This is a genomic window from Pseudonocardia sp. OZ21, from assembly GCF_059359135.1.
The window spans coordinates 11,547-33,347 of the sequence record NZ_JCADBN010000010.1; the positions used below are offsets into that span (position 1 = coordinate 11,547).

Annotated in this window: 21 protein-coding genes and 1 pseudogene; 5 read left to right on the forward strand and 17 right to left on the reverse strand. The window is 71.3% G+C overall.

Annotated features, from left to right (window positions below):
* Positions 1–18: 18 nt before the first annotated feature.
* The 8 genes from AC5L35_RS22315 to AC5L35_RS22350 form a co-directional block, all read right to left on the reverse strand.
* A complete protein-coding gene (locus tag AC5L35_RS22315) occupies positions 19–1,158 on the reverse strand; it encodes a zinc ribbon domain-containing protein (protein ID WP_495061626.1) in 1,140 nt (379 codons plus the stop codon).
* The gene (locus tag AC5L35_RS22320; RefSeq protein ID WP_495061627.1) at positions 1,155–1,718 is read right to left on the reverse strand and encodes a phage tail protein; all 564 of its coding nucleotides are present in this window, start codon (positions 1,716–1,718) and stop codon (positions 1,155–1,157) included. The genes AC5L35_RS22315 and AC5L35_RS22320 overlap by 4 nt, the downstream gene beginning before the upstream one ends.
* Entirely contained in the window at positions 1,715–3,667 is a 1,953-nt protein-coding gene (locus tag AC5L35_RS22325; protein ID WP_495061628.1) for a putative baseplate assembly protein, read from the reverse strand. The genes AC5L35_RS22320 and AC5L35_RS22325 overlap by 4 nt, the downstream gene beginning before the upstream one ends.
* On the reverse strand, positions 3,667–4,074 hold the full coding sequence (locus AC5L35_RS22330) for a GPW/gp25 family protein (RefSeq protein WP_495061629.1): 408 nt from the start codon (positions 4,072–4,074) through the stop codon (positions 3,667–3,669). The genes AC5L35_RS22325 and AC5L35_RS22330 overlap by 1 nt, the downstream gene beginning before the upstream one ends.
* Positions 4,075–4,120: 46 nt before the next feature.
* On the reverse strand, positions 4,121–5,989 hold the full coding sequence (locus AC5L35_RS22335; protein WP_495061630.1) for a VgrG-related protein: 1,869 nt from the start codon (positions 5,987–5,989) through the stop codon (positions 4,121–4,123).
* Between the two features lie 366 nt (positions 5,990–6,355).
* Positions 6,356–7,117, reverse strand: a complete 762-nt coding sequence (locus AC5L35_RS22340; protein WP_495061631.1) for a CIS tube protein — start codon at positions 7,115–7,117, stop codon at positions 6,356–6,358.
* Positions 7,118–7,120: 3 nt separating this feature from the next.
* Positions 7,121–7,555, reverse strand: coding sequence for a phage tail protein (locus AC5L35_RS22345; RefSeq protein ID WP_169399240.1), 435 nt, complete (start codon positions 7,553–7,555; stop codon positions 7,121–7,123).
* A 17-nt stretch (positions 7,556–7,572) separates the two neighbouring features.
* A complete protein-coding gene (locus tag AC5L35_RS22350; RefSeq protein WP_495061632.1) occupies positions 7,573–8,031 on the reverse strand; it encodes a hypothetical protein in 459 nt (152 codons plus the stop codon).
* 184 nt (positions 8,032–8,215) lie between these two features.
* On the opposite strand from AC5L35_RS22350, the gene AC5L35_RS22355 reads away from it, so the two are divergent.
* On the forward strand, positions 8,216–11,278 hold the full coding sequence (locus AC5L35_RS22355; protein WP_495061633.1) for a hypothetical protein: 3,063 nt from the start codon (positions 8,216–8,218) through the stop codon (positions 11,276–11,278).
* A gap of 27 nt (positions 11,279–11,305) precedes the next feature.
* On the forward strand, positions 11,306–11,545 hold the full coding sequence (locus AC5L35_RS22360; RefSeq protein WP_495061634.1) for a hypothetical protein: 240 nt from the start codon (positions 11,306–11,308) through the stop codon (positions 11,543–11,545).
* 714 nt (positions 11,546–12,259) lie between these two features.
* Here AC5L35_RS22360 and AC5L35_RS22365 read toward each other — a convergent pair.
* The 4 genes from AC5L35_RS22365 to AC5L35_RS22380 are packed head-to-tail and all read right to left on the reverse strand — an operon-like array spanning position 12,260 to position 14,977.
* A complete protein-coding gene (locus tag AC5L35_RS22365; protein ID WP_312859511.1) occupies positions 12,260–12,418 on the reverse strand; it encodes a DUF6760 family protein in 159 nt (52 codons plus the stop codon).
* The gene (locus tag AC5L35_RS22370) at positions 12,415–12,894 is read right to left on the reverse strand and encodes a hypothetical protein (protein ID WP_495061635.1); all 480 of its coding nucleotides are present in this window, start codon (positions 12,892–12,894) and stop codon (positions 12,415–12,417) included. Before AC5L35_RS22370 ends, AC5L35_RS22365 begins: the two co-directional genes overlap by 4 nt.
* Before the next feature lies 1 nt (position 12,895).
* Positions 12,896–13,345 carry a phage tail protein gene (locus AC5L35_RS22375; RefSeq protein WP_169399698.1) on the reverse strand — a complete coding sequence of 150 codons (450 nt, stop codon included), beginning with the start codon at positions 13,343–13,345 and terminating at the stop codon, positions 12,896–12,898.
* A 57-nt stretch (positions 13,346–13,402) separates the two neighbouring features.
* A complete protein-coding gene (locus AC5L35_RS22380; RefSeq protein WP_495061636.1) occupies positions 13,403–14,977 on the reverse strand; it encodes a phage tail sheath family protein in 1,575 nt (524 codons plus the stop codon).
* 414 nt (positions 14,978–15,391) lie between these two features.
* Between AC5L35_RS22380 and AC5L35_RS22385 the strand changes: the two genes are divergently transcribed.
* On the forward strand, positions 15,392–16,603 hold the full coding sequence (locus AC5L35_RS22385) for an RICIN domain-containing protein (protein ID WP_495061637.1): 1,212 nt from the start codon (positions 15,392–15,394) through the stop codon (positions 16,601–16,603).
* A 10-nt stretch (positions 16,604–16,613) separates the two neighbouring features.
* Here AC5L35_RS22385 and AC5L35_RS22390 read toward each other — a convergent pair whose 3' ends face one another.
* Positions 16,614–16,922, reverse strand: a complete 309-nt coding sequence (locus AC5L35_RS22390; protein ID WP_495061638.1) for a dihydrofolate reductase family protein — start codon at positions 16,920–16,922, stop codon at positions 16,614–16,616.
* Between the two features lie 223 nt (positions 16,923–17,145).
* Between AC5L35_RS22390 and AC5L35_RS22395 the strand changes: the two are divergent.
* A pseudogene (locus AC5L35_RS22395) lies at positions 17,146–17,226 on the forward strand (sigma factor-like helix-turn-helix DNA-binding protein); the annotation flags it as partial.
* A 169-nt stretch (positions 17,227–17,395) separates the two neighbouring features.
* Positions 17,396–17,587, forward strand: coding sequence for a hypothetical protein (locus AC5L35_RS22400; RefSeq protein WP_495061639.1), 192 nt, complete (start codon positions 17,396–17,398; stop codon positions 17,585–17,587).
* A 14-nt stretch (positions 17,588–17,601) separates the two neighbouring features.
* On the opposite strand, the gene AC5L35_RS22405 is transcribed toward AC5L35_RS22400, so the two are convergent.
* From AC5L35_RS22405 to AC5L35_RS22420, 4 genes are read right to left on the reverse strand one after another with little or no spacing between them, the layout of a single operon-like run.
* On the reverse strand, positions 17,602–19,617 hold the full coding sequence (locus AC5L35_RS22405) for an ATP-binding protein (protein ID WP_495061640.1): 2,016 nt from the start codon (positions 19,615–19,617) through the stop codon (positions 17,602–17,604).
* Complete coding sequence (locus tag AC5L35_RS22410) at positions 19,614–20,234, reverse strand: Pvc16 family protein (protein WP_495061641.1); 621 nt, start codon at positions 20,232–20,234, stop codon at positions 19,614–19,616. The genes AC5L35_RS22405 and AC5L35_RS22410 overlap by 4 nt, the downstream gene beginning before the upstream one ends.
* 55 nt (positions 20,235–20,289) lie before the next feature.
* Complete coding sequence (locus AC5L35_RS22415) at positions 20,290–20,973, reverse strand: helix-turn-helix transcriptional regulator (protein WP_495061642.1); 684 nt, start codon at positions 20,971–20,973, stop codon at positions 20,290–20,292.
* Positions 20,951–21,544 carry a hypothetical protein gene (locus AC5L35_RS22420; RefSeq protein ID WP_495061643.1) on the reverse strand — a complete coding sequence of 198 codons (594 nt, stop codon included), beginning with the start codon at positions 21,542–21,544 and terminating at the stop codon, positions 20,951–20,953. Before AC5L35_RS22420 ends, AC5L35_RS22415 begins: the two co-directional genes overlap by 23 nt.
* Positions 21,545–21,801 lie beyond the last annotated feature (257 nt).

Sequence of the window (21,801 nt, forward strand, 5' to 3'; positions counted from 1 at the left end):
CCCGCCGGTGCGCGATCCTCAGCTGCGCGTTCCGAGCAGCTCCACCTCGGCGATGGCCACCTGCTTGCCCGGGCCCGACTGGTAGGCGCTCCGCACCGTGAGCGTCACCGACTTGACGTTGTCCACGGGGGTGTCCACCTGCTGCACGAGGCCGTCCTGCAGACGGACGTGGAACACCTTGTTCTGCCCCTGGGTGTTCTCCACCGTGACGTCGAGCAGCTGGGGCCGGTTCTCCTTGTCGCGGTCCTTGGGGTTCGGGGAGACGCCGGGGGTGATGCGGACCGCGCGGAGGTTGACCGACTGCGCGTAGTTCGCCGTGATGGCCGCACCCGCGGAGTCGCCGCCCTGGCCCGTGCCCCACCAGCTGGTCGAGTTGCCGTCGAAGGCGGCGGTCGGCGGATGCTGCTGGTCGGTCTCCGACGCCGCCACCGTCGATGGCGTGAGCTGCGAGAACTTGTTGAGCAGGGCCGGCAGGAACAGGAAAGCCAGCGCCGCGAGGATCGCGGCCGCCAGCAGCGCGAGGAGAGCGATCAGCTTGCCCCGGCTGAGCCGGGCGAACCAGAGCCGGATGCGCTGCCAGAACCCCGGCTTCCGCGGTGCCGCGGGAGCAGGCGCAGCGCTGAGGTCCACACCGCAGTTACGGCAGAACCGGCGGTCGGACCGGTTCTCGACCCCGCAGTTCCAGCAGACGATGCCGCTCTCCTGCGTCGCCGTGACCGGCCGGACCTCGGGCCGGGGAGGCTCGGGGCGTCCGGGAAGCACCGGCGCCACGTCGTCGGAGAGCGGGACGAGGAGCCGGCGGGCCCGCTGCCGCAGGTCCGACTTGCGCGACTCGGCATCGGGGTCGGCGGGGGTGTCGTCGAACCCTGCCGTCCGGGACGAGACCGGTGCCGGGGCCTGCGGGTACGGGGACGGTGCCGGCGCGGACGCCGGAGACGGGGGTTCGGGCTGCGACTGCGACTGCGACTGCGGCTGGGGCCGGGGTTGGGGCGCAGGCTGCGGCTGGGGCGCAGGCCGGGACTGGGAAGCGCGCTGCTCGGTACGCCGGACCTCGTCCCAGTCGACGAAGTCGCCGCACACCTCACAGAAGGACTTGCCGCTGGAGGGCCCCTCGTTTCCGCAGTTGGGGCAGCGGGGTGGAGTGGTCTCGTCGCTCATACCGTCAACACGTCGTTTCCGTTGGTGCCGATCACCTCGATGGTGAACGGCATATGTGCAGGACTTGCCCCCGCCACCGCGGCCTCCAACCGAGCCAGGTTGACCGTGCGCGGGTCGGGGACCCGCACGGTCACGCGCAGCTGCGGTTCAGCGCTGCCGGGGAACGGACCGAGCGGTCGCGCCGACCACGACGATCCGCCACTCTCGGTGATCTCCGGGGTCACCCCGATCGCCAGCCGGACGGCGGTGGCGAGGCCGGTGGCGGTACCGCGCCTGCGGTGCATGGTCACGGCGCTGGCGATGGCCTCCCGGCGGATCATCACCGGCTCGTCGCCGTCGAGCTCGGCGCCGATCCACTGGCCCAGCCAGTCCAGGAAGTCCTCGGGGGCCAGCCAGGGGGAGAAGTAGGCCTCGAGGCAGTCGAGCAGGATCAGCAGCGGTCCGAGCACCACGTCGAAGCCGCTGGCGAAGCGCAGCCCGAAGAAGTCCTCCTGGTAGATCGCCGGTAGCTGGTCGGCCAGCGGGTACGGGCTGCGGGGGTCGGTGACACCGTCTCTCATCGATCCCCGATCACTCGCACGCGCAGGTCGAACGGGAACAGCAACGCCACGGGCGCGAGATCGATCCGGTCCGTCTGGTCGGCTCGCCGCCCGGTGAGGGGGTCGGCGGGGAACAGCTGCACCTCGTCCACGAGCTCCACGCCAGGTACACGTTGCAGAGCCGCGAAAAGCTCACCGGCCGCCAGCGGGCGCCCGAACGGCCAGCCTTCGCCCTGCGGCCCCCCGGTCAGCGGGTCCAGGTACTCGTACAGGGCGTCCAGCGCGCCGGCTCGCACCTGCTGCGAGGAGACCCCGCGGAAGGAATGCATCGTCGCCTGCACCGATACGCCCTGGTAGAAGGGCGGTCCCACGGACAGCCGCACCCCGAGCGGGCGCCGATCCTCCAGATAGCGGGTGATGCGGGCCAGCAGCTCGTCACCGGGGACGAGCTGCTCGAAGCGAAGGCGCCCGCCGATGTCCGGCACGGCCTGGGGGACCACCAGCACCCGCACCGCGTTCTCGTTCCCCGACTCGCGCACGGTCGGACACGCGATCCGGGCGACCTCGGGTGCGGCCCGCTGCGTGAGCTCCTCGTAGTCCCGGGGGGTCACCGCCCGGTCCTGCGCGCGCAGGGTGATCGGCGCCCGCACCTTGGCCTCGTCGATCGTCTCGCCGTCGAGGCCGCCGCGGGCACCCTCCCGGTTCTCCACCCGGGCGATCGACGGGATCGAGCTCCGCAGCACCCGGACGGTGCCGCGGGAGACGTTGCCGGTGCGCCCTCCGCCCGAGCGGTAGCGCGTCGCCCGCACGACCGAGCCCTTGAGCGGCACCGCGCCGTACTGCCGCACGCTGCCGTCGGGCTCGCGGACCGCCGGGCCGAAGGTGATCTCGCCGGTCGTCGCGTCGAGGCGGACGTGCGGGGAGCGGGCGTCGGAGGCGGCGAAGTTGTCGACGACCTCCCACGGCCGCCATCCGTCGTCGTCGGACACCTCGAGCACCAGAGAGGGCTCGCCGAGCACCACCGGCGGTCGCGACAGCTGCATCCGCTGTCCCGGAACCCCCTCGGCCTCACCGAGGATCTCGTTCTGGATGTCGTCAGCGTGCACCGCACGGGCGGTGCCGCCGATGGTGAACGCCGTGGCGGAACGCAGGGTGGGCGACACCGAGTAGAACGGTTGCCCGACCTTCGGCTCGGTGACCTGGCAGCGCAGCCACCCGGCCTCCTGCTGGCCCAGCCGGGACCGGGTGTGCCCGTCGGGGACGTGCAGGATGACCTGGCCGGTGCGGTTCAGGCCACCGGTGCCGTCCTCGGCCACCTCACACGGCTGCCATCCGCGGGAGGTCAGCGCTTCCCACCGCAGCGGAGGCTGGCGCGGGTCGACCCCGACGCCGTCGACCCGGCTGTCCAGCTCGAGCACCACGGCGCAGTTCGGCACCGCGACCGACAGCCCGAACAGCACCATGTCGCCCGCGCGGGGCTCGGCGGAGAACGCGCTCACGTCCCGTTCGCTGAGGATCTCCTGGGTGCGGTCCTCCGGTGCGCCGCCGGTGACCTGGCGCAGCACCAACTGCAGCTCGCACGGCGGGATGACCAGGTCGCTGTCGGTGGCGAAGCCGATCGCGACCTCGGTGTCGGTGCGCTCCGTGCTCACCTCGGTGCCCACCGGGATCACCAGGGGCTCCGGCTGCGGGGCCGACATCCAGAACGTCACGTCGACGCGAGACGCCGCCGGGGGGAAGAGGGTGATCCCCAGCAGGTCGAGGAACGCCAGGTAGTTCTTGTCCGGCACGCGGTTGAGCCGGTACACGACCTGATCCGCCATGTAGGCCACGGCCTCGATCAGGGTGACTCCGGGGTCGGAGACGTTGTGGTCCGACCATTCGGGGCAGCGCTGCTGGATGTAGCGCTTTGCGTCGTCGACGAACTGCTGGAACCGACGATCGTCGAGGTTCGGGGCGGGCAGGGGCATTAAACTTCGCTCTCGTCGGGAGGTATGACGTAGAAGGGAAAGACAAGGTTCCGCGGATTGTTGGTGCCGCGAATCTCGTATTCGATGTCGATGAGCAGCGTGGCGGCGTCGTCGTCATCCGCGGTGACGACCACGTCGAGCACCTCGATACGCGGTTCCCATCGTTCGAGGCTTGCCATCACTTCGAACCGCACCCGGCCGGCCGTCGTCGGGTTCATCGGGTCGAACGCCAGATCGTGCACGCCGCAGCCGAACTCCGGGCGCATCGGCCGCTCCCCGGGCGCCGTGGAGAGAATCAGCCGAATGGCCTCCACGATCTCGCCCTCACCTCGGGAGAGCGCGATCCCGCCCGAGGCCTGGGTGTGCATGGGGAACGACCAGCCCGCACCGACGAACGCGCCACTCATCGCCGCATCGCCAGGATGCGTAGGGGCGCTGTCGACTCCGTGCCTGTCATATCACCGGCACCCCGTTGGCCAGGACGGCACCGTTCAGGGCGACCGCGGGGGCGTTGACCGTGACGGCGGACACCGAGCCCACCTCGACGGGCCCGGCCGAGTTCATGGTCACGGTGCCCACCGCATTGATGGTCGCGGCCCCGACCGCGTTGAGCGCCACGTCCCCACCGGCTTTGAGACTCAGCACGCCGCCGGCGTCGATGTTTACCGCGCCGCCGCCCTTGAGGCTCAGGTCCCCACCGGCCTCGATGCTCACGCTGACCGTGCCCTTGATGCTCACCGCGCCCTTGCTGTCCACGGTGATCGTGGTCTTGGTCTGGTCGAGGTACATCGTCAGCGCACCGTTGCCGGTTCGCATCCGGATCCCGGTGGTGGCCTTGGTCTTCGCATCGAGCAGTTCGACGGTGTGCCCACTGCGGGACGCCATGCTCCGCCAGTTCACGGCGCCGCTGACCCCGTCGACCTGGTCCAGCCGGTTGGGGTCCGGGGTGGGCCGGTCGACGCCGTTGTAGAGGCCGGCGAGCACGTAGGGGTGCTCGAGGGAGCCCCGGTCGAACCCGACCAGCACCTCGTCGTTGACCTCGGGCAGGACCGAGCCGCCGCCGCGCACCCCGCCGAACTGCGCCACCCGGCACCAGCCGCTCTCGTAGGTGTCCGACAGCCAGGGGAACTTGACCTTCACCCGGCCCTGCTTCGTCGGGTCCTTCACGTTGCTCACGAGCGCGTTGGCCATGCTCGGCATCACCGGGGCGCTCTGGCCCCCGCCGGAGGCCAGACCGTAGAGACTGCGGATCTGACGGCCGGTGACCTCCACCCAGGTGAGGTACTGCTGACCGCTCTCGAAGACGTGCCGGGCCGAGGTCACCGTGTACTTGCCCTCGAAGGGACGGCCCGCCCCGTTGAGCGCGACCGGGACGCCCGGTCCGAGCTCAGGGGTGCCGGTGACCGCCACCTCCATCTCGGCGAAGGAGCTGGCGACGTCGTCGGCGAGCGCGGTGGCGGCGTGCTGTACCTGTGACTGCGTGGTGTAGGGCACGTCCGAGTCGGTCAGCGCGGCCTTCCCGAACTTCGTCGTGACCTCGGCGGGGGTCACGTCGATCTGCGTCCCGTCGGTCTTCGTCGCCGGGACCTGGGCGGTGAGCGTGCGCTTGGTCGGCACGTCCCACCCTCGTACGGTCACCGTGTTGACCTGGCCTGCCGAGGTCACCCCCACCCGGCAGCGCAGCGCGTTGGCACCGAACTGCAGCACGTACGGGCTCTTCTCCGACGTGGTGGTGTCCGCGGGCGCCCCGGACGCGTCCCGGCGGGCGGTGAACTGCAGCTTGCCGGTGCGGTCCACGTAGAGATAGACGTCGTTCTCCAGCGCCAGCCGGGACATGAAGTCCCAGTCGGTGATGTTGGGCTGGGTCGCCATCTCGTAGACGGTCGGCGTCGAGTCGATCTTGCCGACCTGGAGCGTGTTCTGGGTCGCGAGCTTGCGCACGATGTCGGCCGCCGTCATGTTCGGATAGCCGGCGACCCGCCGGTTGCGCTGCAACCGGTGCGCAGCGTCGTAGCCGCGCACCCGCAGCGTCCGGCCGTTCCGGTCCGCGTCCGCCTCGAGCGCCGTGACCTCGCCGGTCAGCAGCGGCTGCCCGATCTGGCCGTCGGCGGCCACCGACATCTGGACCTTCGCCCCGATGGCCAGCTGCGAGAACGTGGTGGTCACGTCACTGTGCGGGTCGGAGAACGTGAGCTCGAAGGCCGACGGCAGGTTCATGCTGCTGTCCGCCCAGCCCGAGATGAGCAGCCGTGCCAGCGGATCCGGCAGCTTGGTGCCGTTCATCTGGACCTCGAGCACATTGGTGTAGATCTTTTCGCTCATCGCTCTCCCTCGCTGCGCTCGGTCGGCGCTTCGCGAAGGCGCTGTGTCATTGATTCGCTCGCAGGCTCGCTCATCGCTCTCCCTCGCTGCGCTCGGTCGGCGCTTCGCGAAGGCGCTGTGTCATTGATTCGCTCGCAGGCTCGCTCATCGCTCTCCCTCGCTGCGCTCGGTCGACGCTTCGCGAAGGCGCTGTGTCATTGATTCGCTCGCAGGCTCGCTCATCGCTCTCCCTCGCTGCGCTCGGTCGACGCTTCGCGAAGGCGCTGTGTCATTGATTCGCTCGCAGGCTCGCTCATCGCTCTCCCTCGCTGCGCTCGGTCGGCGCTTCGCGAAGGCGCTGTGTCATTGATTCGCTCGCAGGCTCGCTCATCGCCGCACCTCTTCCGCCGCCGGTAGCAGCAGTTCCTGTCCCGGCTTCAGCCGCAACGGGTCGTCGATGTTGTTGGCCGTCGCGATCACCCGCCAGACGGTCGGGTCGCCGTACTCCGCCCAGGCGAGCGACGCCAGCGAGTCCCCGGCCACCACCGAGTGCATCCGCGATGCGGTGAGCGCCCCGGAGGTGGGGTTCTGGCCCTTGGTCGCCTGCGGAATCTCCATGAGAGAGAGCTGGCAGGTCGCGCGGTTCGGTGTGCCGTCCGCGTTGAACCGTGTGATGTTCACACTGACGTTCTGCGTGATCGCGGTGAACTGGGCTTCCTTCAGGTTGCCCCAGGAGAGCTTCACCCACGGTGGTGACGGGCGTTTGCTGCTCACGCTCTGCGGATCCACCTGGCAGGCCGACATCAGCAGTTCGATGTCCTTGTCGACCCCGCCGCCGGTGAGGCCACCGAGGATGCCGCCGTCGAGGATGATCTCGAGGCTCATGTTGGCCGGCTGTGCACCGTGGAACTCCGGAGTGGTGCCGCGCTCGAAGGCGACGGCCGACTGCGCGCTCCAGGACGCGGAACGCTGGATCTGCACGCTGCCGGGGTTGTAGGAGAACTTGACCTCGCCGATCTGGGAGCCGGGAATGCCGGTCGCCGAGGCGGGCGGGCGGTACAGGGTCAGCGAGGCCTTCGAGACCGCGAAGTTGCTGAGGCCCGGTACGTTCCCTGCCGCGTTCTGGGCGATGCCCTTGAAGTTGACCATGGCTCAGAAGAGGCTGAATCCGTGGTAGGCGAGCTCGAGGGTCTCGGTGGCGACTCCGGGGCTGTCCGGGTTGAACGTGGGGCCCTGCCAGCTCACCGGTGTGACCTCGTTGAGTCCCCACGTGCAGAGCTCGCTGCCGTCGGGGTTCATCGCGGTGATCTCCGCGGTCGGCCGCGTGAAGAGGGTGGTGACCATCGACTGCTCCATCCACTGGTTGGCCTGGTTGGAGTCCGAGTTGATCGGCCGGGAGAGCCGGATGTTGCTGTAGTTGATGCGGCCAGGGAGATGCCAGGTGAAGGAGTTGTTGCCGCCCTCTTGGTGCTGCTGGGCCTCCGCTTGCACGCTGAAGCCTTCGCAGCTGGTGAACAGCCCGAAGTCCTGTCCGTCGATGGAGAGCTTGAAGAAGACGGTGGAGCCGGGGTCGGTGGTTGGGGGCATCTGTCCTTCTCCTGGTGCTAGTGGTCGCGCAACCGGCCGTTGCGTTCACGGTCCAACCTGAGCTCGGCCCGCAGCAGACGGGAGAGCGGGCCGATGAGGTCACGGGCGAGCTGGTCCATGTCCTGGCGGCTCAGCGGGGACATCGGCGAGCCGGCCGAGGCCGGGTCCGTGGTCGGGACCGGTGCCGGAGCGGTACCGCTCGGGGCCGTCGCCGCACGCTGGACCACGGTGTTGGTGCTGGTCGTGGGGGGTGGCGGGGGCGCGCTCTGCGGTCGCGCGGCATTCGCCGGTCCACTGCGGGTGGTGGCGCTCCGCTGCACCGCCGCCGCGCCTGTTTCCTGCCGGCGGCGCACGGTGGGGACCGTGAGCGGGGCGGCGGGGTAGGTCCGCTGCGTCAGCGCCAACGGTTGGGCCGGTGTCGCCGGTGCCCCGGTGGCCGCCGACCGCTGCACCGTCGGACGCACCGCGGTCGTCACGCCCGGTCCCGCGGCGGGATCGGGTGTCCCGGGTGCTCCCGCGGTCTGGCCGGGGCCGCCGAACCCCGGCGGCGAAGTGACAGGGCTCGGGAGGATCGTCCCGGGAGGCAGGGGGAGGCCGGGCGGCGGGAAGTTGCCCGGTTGTGGTCCGGGGAGCGGCGGTCCGGGGAGCGGGGCGTTCGGCGTGCTGCGTGCCGGTGCCGTGCTGCCGGGCCGGCTCAGTTGGACCACGGGTGAGCCCGGAGCAGCTCCGGGCGACCGCGTGGTGGCCGCCTGGTTCCCCGTCGTGGGTGCGCTTGTACCCAGCACCGACGTGGCACGCAGCGGCGCCAGCCGCTGGACGGGCCGGGTGGCCGAGGAGGCGCCCTGCGCAGGTGCGCTGCCCGAGCCCGGTGCCTGCGGGGCGCGCTGCACGGCGGGCGGCCCGCCGTCCCCGGTCGGGCTCCCCGGCGCGGCCGAACCGCTCGAACCGGGAGCGGCCGGCGGAACCGGGGCCGGCGACCTTAGGCCCGCGGACCGAGAGACGGGCGTGGCGCCGCCTGCCGGGCTGCGGGCTCCCCCGACCGGGGACGACGGGAGGGCGGGAGCGGACGTCACGCTGCCCGGTCCGTCCGGGGGTGGGGTCGCAGCAGCGGTCCTGCGTTGCAGGGGTGTGGCGGCCGGCGCGGCGGGGTTCGTGCCCGGGGTCTGCGGTGCGGGCGAGGTGGCTCCCAGCCGCTGCACGGTGGGGCCGGTGGACACCGTCGTGGCCGGCGTGGATCCGGTGAGTGGCACCGACCGGGTGCCGGGCGGGGTCGCCTGCCCGGCGGCCGAGGAGCCCGTCGTGGGCGTCAGCGGGGTCGCGGGCGCGGTGGCCCTCCGCGTCGACGCCGGCCCGGAAGCGCTCGACGACTCCGCGGGCTCGCCGGGGGTGGGCGCTGTGGGAGTCGAGGGCGTCGAGGGCGTGGCGATGCGTTGGACGGTCGCGCGGGTGGGCAGTCCGGGTGCTCCTCCGTCGGCTTGGCCGCCGGCGGTGGGTCCGGTGGGTGCGGTGGGTGCCGTCGGAGTGGTGGCGGTGGGGGGCGGCGTGGCGGAGGTGAGCGGCCTGCGCTGTACCGCGGTGGGCTCAGCCGCCCGCGGGGAGCCGGGCCGGGTGGCCGGCGCCGAGCTCGTCGGGGTCGGTGGCGTTGCCCCGGAAGTCGTCGTCGGGGAAGGCGTGGCCGGGAACGGCGCGATCGTGGACGGCGCGATCGGGGACGGCGCTGCCGGGGAAGGCGCTGCCGCCGGTGTCGTCGTGCCCGGTGTCGTCGTCCCCGGCGTCGAGCCGGTCGGGGTCGAGCTCGACGGCGCGGACTGCCGGCCTGTCGGGTTCAGAGGTGCGGTCGACCGTGTTGTGCGCTGGACCGACGCTGCCGGTGTTCCGGGCGGGTCGATCGCGGCCGGGGCAGGGAGTGGCGCAGGTGCCGGCGTGGTGGCGGTGGGGGGCGGGGTGGCGGAGGTGAGGGGCCTGCGCTGCACGGCGGGCCCGTCCGGGCGCGAGGCCGACGGGGAGGTGGACGGCGAGGTCGACGAAGAGGTCGTGGACCTCGGTGGAGTCGCGGGCGTGCTCGCCGGAGTCGCAGGCGTGGACGCGGGCGTGCTCGCCGGAGTCGTGGACGGTGCCGCGCTCGGTGGGGTGGTCGGGTTGCCGGGGGAGCCCGGTGCGGGGGTAGGGGTCGCTGCCGGTGCGGTGGCGCGTTGCACGGAGGTGCTGGTGGGGAGCTGTGCCGGGGTGCCGGTGGACCGGGTACCGGTGGCGGTCGGTCCGGCCGCGGTGCGCGGTGCGGGTGGGGTGGTGGCCGTCGGGGGCGGGGTGGCGGAGGTGAGCGGCCTGCGCTGGACCGTGGAGGACTCACCGGAGGCTGTCGAGCCCGTGGAGGTCGAGCCCGGTGCGGGGGTCGTCGGGGTCACCGGGGTCGCGGGGGACCGGCTCGACGGCGCGGCAGGGGAGGTCCTGGTCGCCGGGGGTGTCGTCCTCGGCGGGGTGGCCGGACTGCTCGGGGAGGCGGGCGCGGATGTCGGGGCTGTGGCCGGTCCGGGGGCGCGCTGCACGGTCGCGCTGGTGGGCAGCCCGGCCGGTGTGCCCGTGGTCCGGCTGCGGGGCGCGTCGGGCGACCCCGGCTCGCCGGCGGCGGGTGCTGCGGGCGGGGTGGTGGCCGTGGGCGGCGGGGTGGCGGAGGTGAGCGGCCGGCGCTGGACGGTGGGGGACCGGCCGGCGGCCGTCGAGCCCGTGGCGGTCGGGGTCGTGGTGGTCGTCGGGGTCATGGTCACCGGCGTCGTGCGGGCCGGGGTCGACGGCGTGGAGGGGGAGGTCGTCGCCGGGGGCGTGGGCGGTGCCGCGCCCGGTGGGGTGGCCGGGTTGCTGGGGGAACCCGACGCCGGGGCGCGTTGCACGGTGGTGCTGGTGGGCGGTCCTGCCGGGGTACCGGTGCTCTGGCTGCCGGGCGACCCGGTGTCGGCGGCGGCGGGTGCCGGGGGTGCTGCGGGTGGTGTGGTGGCCGTGGGGTGCGGGGTGGCGGAGGTGAGCGGCCGGCGCTGGACGGTGGGGGGCCGACCGGAGCCCGTGGAGGTGGGGGTCGCCTGGGTCGGGGTCGCCGGGGTCGCCGGGGTCGCCGGGGTCGCGGGGGACTGGCTCGACGGCGTCGAGGGGGAGGTCCTGGTCGCCGGCGGTGTGGTCCTCGGTGCGGTGGCCGGGGTGCTGGGGGAGCCAGGTGCGGGTGCGGCAGGTGCGCGTTGCACGGTGGTGGTGCTGGGCGGTCCTGCCGGTGTTCCGGCGGCCTGGCTGCGGGGAGCGTCGGGCGACCCGGACTCGTCGGCTGCGGGGGCCGGGGGTGCTGCTGGCGGGGTGGTGGCGGTGGGGGGCGGGGTGGCGGAGGTGAGCGGCCTGCTCTGCACAGCAGGCGCGGAGGCCGCGCTCGCGGCAGAGCCGGCGGACGCCGTGCCGGTTGTCGAGGAGGCGCCGCCCCCGGAGGAGGGGGTCGGGGACGCTGTTCCGCCCGGCCGCCGCGCAGCCTCGCCCGATGCCGGGGCGCGCTGCACGGAGGAGGCCGCCGGTGCGCCGCCCTGGCCGGGGGTCGAGGGGCTCTGTCCGGGGCGGCCGGGCGCAGCCGCCGACGTCGGGGAGTCGGCCGCCTGCGGTGGGGTGACGGGCACGGCAGGTGGCACCGGTCCGCTCGCCGGCCGGGGACCGTCCGCCGCCTGCGGGGAGCGGGACGTGGACCGCACCTGAGCCGGGGGAGCCGGCGGCGGAGATCCGGTGACCGACCGCTGCACCGGACTCGCGCCCGGCGACGACGACGCGCGCCCCGCGGCCTCGGACGGCGTGAGGGGTGGCCCGATCCTCGAACGCCTGCGGGCGGGCGGACCGGCACCCTGGCTCCCGCTCCGTGTGACGCCGGGGGTCGTGCCCGGCGCCGGGGACGCGGCATCTCCCGGCGTCGCGCTGCCGGGAGCGGGCGTGGCGGGCCGCGGCTCCCCGAGCCCGGCCCGGCGTTGAACGGTGGGGCCGGTGGGCGTGACCGCCGGTGGAGTGGACGGCGCGGACGAGCCGCCGGTCGACGCGTTCGACACGCCGGGTGCGGGCCGGTCGGGAAGGACGCCGGGCGTGGGGCGCTGCTGCAGGACCGGGGCCTGTCCCGCAGCCGAGGCGGGAGCGGGCGTTCGCTGCACACTCGGTGTGGCGGCCGGTTGGTCGTGGGCGGGACTCGGCCCGGTGGGAGAGGCCGGCGCGAGCGGTGGACCGGGCGCGATCGCCTGCAACTGCCGGGCAGGCCAGGTGGGAGCGGCCTTGGTCATCCGGCCCGGGGCCGATGCCCGCTGCACCCTCACCACCGGGATGGCGTCGGCGGGCGGCGGTGACTCGGCCGGCGCGGACTCCGCCGGTCGGGACGCGACCGGCAGTGGCGGCATCGGCAGATCGAGGGGTTGCGGCTGCCCCACCCGGCTGGTGAGCAGTCCGTGGACCACGCCGCCCGGTGCGTCCGCACTGACGTTGTGGACCAGTTCCGGGCTCGACATCCGAGGATCCGCGAAGGTTGCCGGGGACCTCCTGGTGGTGCCGAGAACCCGCGACGGCTCGTCCAGGACCCGTTGAATGGGCGCGACGGTCTTCCAGTCCTCCGAGGGCGCATGCGCCGATGGCGCGGCCGACGTCTCCGTCGGCCGCGCCACCGGCCTCGGCCGACGAAAACGGGGAAATAGGTTCATCGGATCACTGGCTTTCCTCCGAACGGCGCACGAGCGCGCTCGCTTCGCTCACGTACCGCCTGCGGTCGTGGTGCTCGAGATCCAACACGTCCTCCAGGCGCCAGTGGAAGTAATAGGCCAGGTACGCAATCTCCTCGTGAATACGAGAAGTTGCGTACGTCACGATTCCCCCAGGCGGCTCCCACCAAGCTCCACTTCGAACGGTTTATCACAATGCGGGCAAGCCACCGACGCCCGGGTGTGGCCCTCGGCATTGACCTGCCGATAGAAGTCCTGCAGGAACGCCAGATCGGCCGCGAACATCTTCTCGACGATCTGGTCGTTCGCCGGTCCGATGCTGCCCAACTGGGTGATCACGCGCCCGAGCAGGACCACTGACAGGTACGCCGGGTTCTCCTTCACCCGGATATCACGCAACGGCAGAAGCTCGTCGCGTGCGGTGGCGAGCCGCATCGTGCCACGACGGTGCACGACGCCCGACTCGTCCACATATCCCCGGGGCAGTTCGAACTCGAACTCGGTACGCAGAGGCTCTCGTTGCACAGGTACATCGAGAGCCTCTGCGTCCGACGCCGCGGGCGAGGTCTCCGCCAGCGCAGTTGCAGAAGCGCTGCGGTAACGCGGGCCGCTGCGGCGCATGTCAGCCGTTCTGCTTGTTCATGGTTTCCCAGTTGATCTCGATGTCCTGGGTGAACGGCGACGCGCTACCGGCCTCACCGCCCGTGGTCGTCACGCTGCTGACCCACGCGTTGGTGAGGTTCCACCGCATCTTTTCCTGTCCCGTGTAGTCGTTCACCACGAGAGAGACGTTCTTGCGGGCCGTGGACATGTCGCCGGTCATCGCCGCGTCGATCCAGGTGTCGAACTGTGTGGACTGGTCGTCGAGACCGCGGGTCACCGTGACGGTGCCGCCTTCGGGCGCGCCGGGCATCTTCTTGCGCAGGGGCTTCCCTTGCTGGTCCACCTGCTGGTACTCCACGACGCCCAGCGAGTACTTCATCTCCCCGATCTTGTTGATGGGGCTCTGAATACCGTCGATGTCGACGGTGAATTGATGCGCAACATACGCATCACCCGGCTGGAGACTCATCCATCGCTCCTTCTAGCTGATCAGATATGCGTGCAGTGAGGTGTGTGCGACCGGGCCCTACTCGGTGAGCTCGGCGCCGCCCTCGGAGTACTGGGAGAGCCGGAAGATCACGAACTCGGCCGGCTTCACCGGCGCCACCCCGATCTCGCACACCACGCGCCCCTGGTCGACCGACTCCGGCGGGTTGGTCTCCGCGTCGCACTTGACGTAGAACGCGTTCTGCGGCTGGTTTCCGAACAGCGCTCCGCTGCGCCATTCCTGGAGCAGGAACGCCGTGACGTTGCGCCGGATCCGGTTCCACAGCGAGCGGTCGTTCGGCTCGAAGACGACCCACTGGGTGCCGTCGAGGATCGACTCCTCGAGGTAGTTGAAGTAGCGGCGCACGTTCAGGTAGCGCCATGCGGGGTCGGAGGAGAGCGTACGAGCGCCCCAGACGCGGACACCGCGGCCCGGGAACGTGCGGATGCAGTTGATGCCGACCGGGTTGAGCATGCCCTGCTCGCCACGGGTGATCTGCGTCCCCAGGTCGATGGCGCCGCGCACCACCTCGTTGGCCGGAGCCTTGTGGACGCCGCGCGCGGCGTCGGTGCGGGCCCACACACCTGCCATGTGGCCGCTCGGCGGCACCAGGCGAGGCTGTCCGCTGGCCGGGTCGAAGACCCTGATCCAGGGGTAGTAGAGGGCCGAGTGCGCGGAGTCGTAGGCCGCCGTCTGCTGGCGCCAGTCCAGGATGTCCTTGGCCTTCATCGCAGGCGGCGGGTCGAGGATGGCCATCCGGTCACCCATCTGCTCGCAGTGCGAGATGAGCGCGAGCTGGACCGCCTTCAGACCGTCCATGTCCAGCGCGCCGCGCTCGTAGGCGGCCATCGCGTCGGGGACGGCCACCATGGTGATCTCGTCGATCTCCTCGAGCCCACCCAGGCCGGTGCGGTCGTCCGTGTCTCCCATGAAGTGCCCGGAGTTGAGCCGCTTCGGTGAGTCGGAGCCCCTGGTCGAGACGGCAGCGGGCGCAGCGTTGAGGGTGACCGACTGGTTCGCGGGCCGGCTCACCTGTCCGCTCGGGGTCGCCTCCTCGACGCTGATCAGCTTCGAGTTCTGCCGCACCTGGTTGACGATGTAGTTCCGGGTGCCCTTGCGTGCCGAGACGTCGAAGGTCTCGAGCGTGTTGTCGCCCTCCTTGATGAGGAGCGTGAAGCGGTCCTCGGGGACGTTCTCGCCCTGGGTGTCGGTCACCTCGGCGGTGAGCGGACCGGAGCCGTTGCCGCGGGGGAGCGGCGTGAGCCTGAAGGGCCCGAGCGTGGCGGGCTCGGCCGCGGGGAGAGCGCCCGCCGGGCGGGACGACTCCTCGGCGCCGTCCGCGTCATCGGGGCCACTGCCTACCCGGACGACGTAACAGATCGAGCCGCCGTTGTTCAGGTACCCGTACACGGCGTGGGCGAGGTAGCTGCCCTCCGCGAACTCGCCGAACTGGGCGACGTATGCCGACCAGTTCGGAATCAGCACCGGTGTGTTGAGCGGACCCTTGGGGGCGAAACCGACAAAGGCGGCAACCGCCGTGCCCACGCCTTGAATTGGACGCGAACCACTGGGCGCCTCCTCGACGTAGACGCCGGGCGACAGATAAGTAGGCATGCAGGGGTCTCCTCGTACCGGAGATGAAGTGGCGGCCAAGCTTTTCGCTGAATCATGTGGGCCGCCCGCCCTCGCCGACAGGTCCGCCGGACCCCACCCGCGGGCATGCTGGTGCCCGCGCAACGGGCACCGGAACCTGCCCGTTCGGTCCGGTGTGATGGACCGATTACTGCCCTTTCGACCCCTGCTCCGGCTCGTGCTGATCCGTAGTCTTGTTCGGTGAGTCTATGGACGTCTCTCGAGCCGACGTCGAGCACTGTCACTCCAGGAGCGGGCGCTGCCACCTTCACGTTGAAGGTGCGTAACAACGGGGACACGGTCGAGGAGTATCAACTCTCGGTTCTCGGTCCCTTGAGTCGCTTTTGTCAGTTCACTCCGGACAAGCTGCGGCTCTTCCCCGGGGACGAGGGCAGCGTGACCCTCACGGTCAAGGTGCCCCGCACGCCGGAGGTGCTGGCAGGCCCCACTCCGTTCGGTGTCCGCGTGGTACCCCGCGAGCACCCTGAACTGTCCGATGTCGCCGAGGGCACCCTCACCGTCACGCCCTTCGGGGACCTGCGCGCGGAGATGAACCCGCTGACGGTCCGTGGCCGCCTCTCCGCGTTGCTGCGCTTCAGCGTCAACAACCGGGGCAACGCTCCGCTCGAGATCCGGTTGGTCGGCCGCGATGACGAGGACAGGCTGCTGTTCGACGGAAGGGAACCGTCGACCCTGGTGCCGGCCGGTGTCGTCGGGTCGCCGGTGCTCCGGGTGCGTCCACGCCGGCGCCGGCTCACCGGGAAGCCGCAGCGCTACCCGTTCGCGGTCACCGTGATGCCGCCGGAGGACGCGGCGTTGACGGGCGCGAAGCCGACACAGCTGCGGGGCACGTACGTCCAGATGGGACTGGTGCCCAAGTGGTTGCTGGTGTTGCTGGGCCTGTTGATCGTGGCCGCCCTGATCGCCGCGGGGCTGCTGTACCTCCCGTTCACCAACCTGCAGTCGCGCCTGTTCCCGTCCTTCGCCCTCCCCTCCTTCCAGGCGCCGAACGTGCAGGTGCCGCCTCTGACGGGCGGACTGCAGGGCACCACCCAGCAGCAGGCGCCGCCCACCACCCAGCAGCAGCAGCAACAACAGCAACAGCAACAGCAACAGCAACAGCAGCAACAACGGCAGGGCTCGGGCAACTCGTCGGGCGGGAACACCGACGTCACGATCACCCATTCCGACATCACCCAGACCGAGGTGGCGTTGACGGCGGCCCCCGACCAGCGCGGCGGTACGCCGCTGGTCGAGTCGGACCAGCTGAACCAGCAACAGCAGCGCCTCCAGACCTGGACCCTCGTGCGTCTCCAGGACGGCTCCACGGCCATCGTTCCCACCGCGGGCCGCAACTTCGCGCTCGGACAGCCCGTTCAGAGCAACAACTCGCAGCTCACCCTGCGGAACGTCGGCAATGGTCAACTGCAGAAGAACGAGGCCTGGATCCTGAAGCCCGCGGGCAGCAACGACGTGGTGACCATCGTCAACTCGCAGACCGGCTCCTGCCTGACCGACATCGGTACGGGGCAGGTGGTGCAGGCGAGAGAGTGCGGCGAGAGCGAATCCGTCGCGGGGCAGGAGTGGCAGCTCACCGCGGCGTCCTGATCCAGCCCTGTCACCCGGTCTTCTCGTAGCGCAGCAGCGCGGCGGCACCGTTCTGTTCGACCGACACCAGACGCAGGTCCCGGGCCACGGAGGGATCGGTGAACAGGCGCCGCCCGGTGCCCAGGACCGTCGGGAAGACCAGCAGGCGGTACTCGTCGACGACGTCGTGCTCCATCAGCGTGTGCACGACGCTGGTGCTGCCGATGACGATGACGTCCCGCTCACGCCGCAACCGTCGTACCTCGTCGGTGAGCTCCCCACCGATCACCGTGGAGTTGGCCCACGCGCTGACGTCGGTGAGCGTCGTGACACCACCCATTTCGGGGCGGTGTTCATCCTGGCCGAGAAGTCGTCGGAGCGGCTGGGCCAGAGCGTGGAGAACAGCTGCCAGGTCCCGCGGCCCAGCGGAGACCCCGCTGGTGCCGGACTTCGAGGTGCCGTGGTTGCAGCCCCTTCCCGACACCTACCTGCGCCACGCTGAGGGAGATCCCCTGTCCCGGGCCACCGCGCGCGCCGGGAGGCGGCTGGCCCTGATCGCCGCCATGCAACTGCTCCCGCCGCGCCAGCGTGCCGTCCTCGTCCTTCGTGACGTCCTGGAGTTCACCGCGGCGGAGGTCGCCGCCCAGCTCGACACCTCGGCCGCCGCGGTCAACAGCGCGCTGCAGCGTGCGCGGGCAGCGCTGGCCGCGGCCGCACCCCGGGAGAACGCGCTGCGAGAGCCCGACGACCGGTCCGTCCGGGAGACGGTCGAGCGCTACGTGCGCGCGTTCGAAGCGGGGCACGGGTTGGCGGATGGTCCCGACCTCGGCGAACGGTCAGCCCGCCCTCGTCGCCTACTGCCCCGACGGGGCCGGGGTGCTGCGCCTGCACACCCTCCAGGTGCTGACGGTCAGCACACGGGGGATCGCACACAACGTGGTGTTCCAGGACCCCCAGGTGCTCGCCACCTTCGGGCTCGCCCCGGTCCTCGAACCGGGCCACTGACCGCGCCGCGCGGATCACCAGACCACGCGACCCATCTTCTGGTACTCGCGCTGGGCGCCGATGAGGACGTCGTCGTCGGAGATGGGCCCACCGCGACCGGCGGCGAGGTAGGCGGCCGTCACCGCGGCGCTCCGGATGCCACCGCCGGACAGCTCGTACCTGTCCCCGAGCGCCGCCAGGTCGAGGTCCGGCATGCAGGGTGCGTGGGTCAGGCACTGCCGCCACAGCTGGGTCCGCAACGCCGGATCGGGGAACGGGAAGTCCACGATGAGGTCCAGCCGGCGGGTGAACGCCTCGTCGATGTTGGCCCGCAGGTTCGTGGTGAGCAGCGCGATGCCGTCGAACGACTCGAGGCGCTGCAGGAGGAAGGCACTCTCCATGTTGGCGTAGCGGTCGTGGGAGTCCTTCACCTCCGAGCGCTTGCCGAAGATGGCGTCGGCCTCGTCGAACAGCAGGACCGAGTCGGTGCGGTCGGCCTCGGCGAAGATGCGTTCGAGGTTCTTCTCGGTCTCGCCGATGTACTTGTCGACCACGGACGACAGCTCCACCACGTAGAGCACGACGCCCAGCTCACCGGCCACCACCTCGGCGGACAGCGTCTTGCCGGTGCCCGAGTCGCCGGCGAACAGGGCCACCACCCCGCGTCCGCGTCCACCGCCGGGGCGCAGCCGCCATTCCCGGAGCACCCGTTCCCGCTGCCTGGCGCGCACGACCAGCTCGCGCAGCTGCTGCAACGGCTCGTCGGGCAGCACGAGGTCCGGCCAGCCGACCTCGGGTTGCACCTGGCGGGCGTGCTGGTTGAGCAGCGGCGCCGACTGCTGCCGGGCGCCGTGCTGGATGTGCACGCGGCTCAGTGGCGCGCTGTCGAGGGCGGCGAGCGCACGGGCGGACCGGACCGCGCGGCGCACCTGGTCCGGGCCGAGCCGGAACGGTGCCACGGCTGCGGCGAGATCCGGGACGTCGGCCTCGCCCAGCTCCTCGGCCCAGAGCTCCGTCGGGGCCAGGCCACCGGGAGGCAGGTCCAGCGACAGCACCGCGGTGGCCGACGGCGACCAGTTCGGGTCGAACGGCCTGGGGTCGACGAGAACGACGGGCACGTCGACGTGCTCCAGCGTCCGCATCACGGCGCCCGGATGCGCCGGCAGCGGGCTGATCACGAGAGCGGCCTCGCGGAGGCGGGCCTCTCTGACCAGCGCCGGGATCAGGTCCACGGCAGCCGCGGGATCCGCCGGTGACGGCAGGTCGAAGCGCAGCACGGTGCGACCGGCGTGCTGCAGGGCCGCGACGGCGACGGCGACCCCGGTGCCCGGCCGGTGCTCGCGCAGGTGCACCACCACCGAGGCGTCGGGGAGCAGCTTCGCCAACCGTGCCTCGAACGCGTTCGGCTCCGGCCCTGTGGTGGCCGGGCGCGGTGGCGCCTGCCGGACCGTGTGGAGCAGTTCGCTGTCGAGCGTGTCGTCGCCGAGCAGGTACGCGACCACCCGTTCCGGTACACGCAGCGTCCGGCCGGGCAGGGGCCGCTCCCGGTCGTCCTCCACGGTCATCAGACCGCCGTGCAGCAGGGGCGCGGCCGGGTGCATCCGAGCGCGGGCCGATCTGTGGTGGGGACCCAGCCCGATCAGCTCGAGAGCGACGGAGACCGTGACGCGGCGGCGTGAGACGTCGTCGTTGAGGTATCCGTAGAGGGGCTCGAACCGGCGGTCGACGTCCGGGGCGAGTGCGGCCAGCAGAATGTGGACGTCCAGCGCAGGGAGCATGAACCTGTGCGCCAGGCCGGTCAGCCGGTCCTCCGGCGCCTCGGTGGGTTCCAGTGCCTCCGGGTACCCGTCGTCGTCCGCGTCCGGGGCTTCGCTGCCCGGTGACGGCCGGTGGGCCCACTGGAGCGCGACCTCCGGTGGGAGGTAGAGGCCACGCAACGGGTCGGCGGAGCTGGCGTCGCCGGTGGCGCGCTGCCGCACGATGTCCGCGGCCCGGGCGTGTAGCAGGTCCAACCGGTGCAGCAACGGAACGGCCGGGTCGCGAACGGTCACGGCAGGCGGTTGCGGTAGTCGCGGGTGGCGGAGTCGATGATCACGCCCCTGCGATCCCGGATCGTGATCGTCTCCTCGAGGACGGGCGGTCCGACCGCGTACTCGGGAGAGGCGACGAACGGCGCGAGGACGACCATGTCGAGCGACGGCTTCAGCTCGCCGCCGAGGGCGGACCAGAGGTCGGCGATCGAGCGCGACTCGGACGGCGGTACCGCGACCGACATCGGAATCGACACGTTCAACTCCGCCAGCGTCCCGGTCAGCGTGTCCCGCGGGATCGCCTCGTGCTGCAACAGCAGGATGAGCAGCGCCGACAGCAGGCGATGCTCGTCCTCGGGCCGGGTGGTCCACGCCGTGACGAGGTAGGAGAGCCGGAACCAGCGTGGCGGTTGCCGCCGGGCGACGATCCGGCCGTCCGCGTCCCGGACGGCGACCGCGCCCCGTTCCCGCCACGCGACCTCTTCGCGGATGTCGTAGAGGTAGACGTTGACGGTCGGGGAGTTGCGCCGGGCCGCCCAGTTGCGGGTGGGCGCGTCGAACTGGATGTCGGTGATCACGCCCGGCAGCGCACGCGTCCCGATCAGTGAGCGCAGCGCCTCGTCGACCTCGTGGATCATCGGTGATCTCCTGGGCCGTGAGGGCGGGTGCGTGCTCGTGTCCGAGCGTGGGGCATCAGAAGTAGCCCTCGCGGAGGGCGTATGCCACGGCGTGGGCCCGGTTGCGCAGTTGCAGCCGGGACATCACGCCGTGGAGGACGTTCTTGATGGTGCGTTCCGAGTAGGCGAGCTTGTCGGCGATCTGCTGGGTGTCGAGGCCTTCGGCGACGAGCTTGAGCACGTCGATCTCGCGTGGTGCGAGACCGACGGCCGGCACGGCCGTCGACGGCAGGTCCGTTGTGGACCGCTGGGCGCGGCTCACGTGGGCGATCAGCTGCCCGAGCAGGTCCGGCGGGAGTTTGCTGTCCCCCTGCGCGGCCGACCGGATCGCTCCGATCAGCCGGCTCTGGGTGGCCTCGGCGCGCCACAGAATGGTGCGGACCCCGAATTCCAGCACCGCCATCAGCTCCGGCTCCCGGAGTTGGTCGGTGACCAGGACCACTCGCCGTCCGGGCTCCCGAACCAGCCTGCGCAGTTCGACGGCGGTGCTTTCGTCGACCCGCTGGGTCAGTACAACGGCAACCGAGTCGCCGGCGGGTGGCGTCGACGGTTCGACCACCTCGAGTGCCGGCTGATGACGAAGATGACTGAGAGCACCGGCCAGTGCCAACGGATCATCCGAATGCACGGTTACCGTGACGGTCACGGCCATGTCGTTTCCTTCGGAGCCGGTGCTATTACTTGACGGACTTGCCGCCACCGGCCTTGGAGCCGTCCGGCGCGATCGCGAACCAGGTTCCGCCGACTCCCTGCCCGGTGACCTGACCAGGAACGACATCGTTGATGTACCGATAGACCGGCCAGCCGCCGACGGTCACCTGCTGCGTTCCGTCCGGGCGCGTAACGGCGCCCAATGCGGACGGGTCCAGGTTCTGGATCTGGATCTTGTTGTTCGTGAGCACCGGTGGCCATTTGGCCAGGCAGGTTCCGGTGCAATTCGACGCCGACGGGTGAGCGGTGTCCTTGTCGAATCGGTACAGCGTGAATCCCTGACCGTCGAGCACCACTTTGCCCAGGCTGTTGTTCTGCCCCAGCTGGAGCGAAGCCGGCCAGTAACCGCCCTCCGAGCTGCGCTGTCCGAGCGCCGCCGCAGCCTGCGACGAGCCGCCGGAGTTGTCGCCGGAGGACGACGACGAGCCCTGGCCCTGGTCGGACTGTGCCTGCGCCGGTGGCGGGGCCGGCGCCACCTGCGCCGGTGCCGGCGCCTGGGCGGCCGAACATGCTGTCAAGGCAATGGCACTGAGCGTAAGCAGACCTAGTTTGATGCGCATGCGGGTGTTCAGTGGCTTGCCTTTCGGACGCTGATGGCGAGAACAGGCCGCTGTGGTGGTCCCGGTGATTAGCCGGGCGCAGGCAGCGCGTTGCCACCACCCGAGGTTACCGCGGACGGTACTCGCAGATGTGCGACACGAAGCCCTGATTGTGGAACGTCCCGCCGAGGGCATGACCCGGCCAGGATAGCCCGGCGCTTCTCTCCGTTGTCAACCCCCTCCATTCTCCGTGGACCACTGTTTTGGTCTCCTCGTTC